Origin of the sequence: Stenotrophomonas sp. GbtcB23 (assembly GCF_019091045.1) — a bacterium.
Lineage (GTDB): Bacteria > Pseudomonadota > Gammaproteobacteria > Xanthomonadales > Xanthomonadaceae > Stenotrophomonas > Stenotrophomonas rhizophila_A.
Genome location: NZ_JAGXKC010000104.1, coordinates 1 through 1,920 on the forward strand (window position 1 = coordinate 1; position 1,920 = coordinate 1,920).

The following is a 1,920-nucleotide window of genomic DNA, read 5'->3' on the forward strand; positions in this document are numbered from 1 at the left end:
GACCTGCCCCGCCCCAGTCTCTTGCCGGTCTTTTGCTCGTGAGGCTTCAAACCGGGCGTATTTCCGGGGGTGCCCTTGTTGTCCCGTCGGCGCTTATCCGGCTCCCTAGTAGACGGAGCGATTGGTTTCGGACCGGGCTTAATCGACATAGCTTGACTCCTTCAGTGAGAGGGAATGGCAGAACTAACCTGCTACGTCCCACTTCTACTGTCAATACAGGCTAACAATCACACACACCATTTATGCTGCGTTCAGTTTTATGTTAGCTAGTATCGCGATTTTCCTGGCCCTGAATTTTTAAACAGTATGGTTATGACTATGAAACGGCAGATACCTTACGCCGTTAAACCCTTGATGCGCTTAGGTTTCATTGCACGAAAGAGATCGGATCCGCCGACCTGGGAACGGCTCGACGTAATAGCCCAGTGAGTTTGCCTGAGGAAGTAAAAACCCGCTCAATTCGGATTGACGTTTGGAGAGCCCGTCGTATCTGTACTTCCATTGTAAACAATGGAAGCAAAGCAGTGACTCAGTCCCCCACCGACATCCTAAGCAGCTACATCGACTCACCGGGCGGCAGCTTGGTTCTGGACAGCCTTCAGATAGGCAGGGTCAAGTTCGGAAAGATGACGATCTCCGACCGCGAAGGAGCGTTTAACGCTCAGGACCTTATCAACACTGTCTTGAACAAGACCGCCCGCATTCGGAGCGGGAAGCACGGCACACGCTACTCCGAGCCGCTGCCACCCGGTAGCCCTGCCCGCCTTCTGTCGATCGAGATTGGAGATTTCTCGAAGCATCAGCAGCGGCGCAGATTGAAGTCCACCACCATCAAGGACTACACCCGCACCTTGAGCTTGCTGCTGCTGACGTGCGGCGATATACCCGTTTCGCGCATTGACCACACACACGTCGAGCGCTTCTGGGATCTCCTGCGATGGGCTCCCTCTGCTTTGCTCCAGGATGAGAAGCTTCGCGCGATGACCGTCGACGAGGTGATCGCCTTGGGGCAAGCAAACGGAGTGCAAGGGGTGTCAGAGGCCACGCTCAGTAAGCACAACCTTTGCCTGAACAACTTCTTCCTGCGCCTAGTGGCCACCCGCGCCATTCCCGGCAACCCGATGGCGGCCATGGGGAAGATCAAAAAGAACTTGGTGATCGACCCTAAACGTGGCAAGAAAGCCGAGCGCTTCTTGGAGGAGTCCGAGCTTCAGAAGATCTTCGAGCCAGAGACGTTCCTCACTTGGGCCAAGAAGTGGCCCCACCGCTGGTGGATCCCCATCTTGGCTCTCTACAGCGGCGCGCGTGTCAACGAGCTCGCACAACTCAAGGTCCACGACATCGTCAATGAAGACGGTATTTGGTGTATCGCTATCCAACTCACGGTAGTCGACGACTTGGCGCATAACGAGCACTTCAAAACACGCCAGACCGTCAAAGGTGCTTCGGCCCTACGCCGCATCCCAATTCACCAAGCGGTGCTGGATGCTGGATTTATCGACTTCGTGGAAGATATCAAAGCCTGCGGTCACCCTCGATTGTTCCCCAACTTGTCTGCCGGGACGTGTGAAGCCTCGGGTGAGACCAGCGCTAGATACAGCCAAGGCCTCGTGATCCAGTTCAGTGCCTACCTAAAGAAGCTTGGCTTCGGAAAGGAGGTCGGGTTCCACGCCTTTCGTCACACTCTTGCATCCAAGCTTAAGCATGTCCTCGTCCCCCAAGAAGACATCGCCGCAATCACTGGTCACTCGGAGAACAAGCGCTTCCCTGTCTTGAATCTCTACCAAACAACTGAGAACCCGGAGGTAAGGACGCGCCAAGTGGCCGCTCTGCAACGATACAACCCACCGGTGATGCTGCCCAAGTATCAGCGCGGCCAGTTCACGAGGCAGCTTGGCAAGGACGCTAAACTCTATCCGT

At 55.4% G+C, this 1,920-nt stretch carries 1 protein-coding gene; it reads left to right on the forward strand.

What is annotated here, in order from left to right; genetic code table 11:
- Positions 1 to 524: 524 nt before the first annotated feature.
- Positions 525 to 1,920, forward strand: a 1,396-nt coding sequence (locus KVS69_RS18155) for a site-specific integrase (RefSeq protein ID WP_217539399.1), incomplete at its 3' end; no start/stop codon positions are given.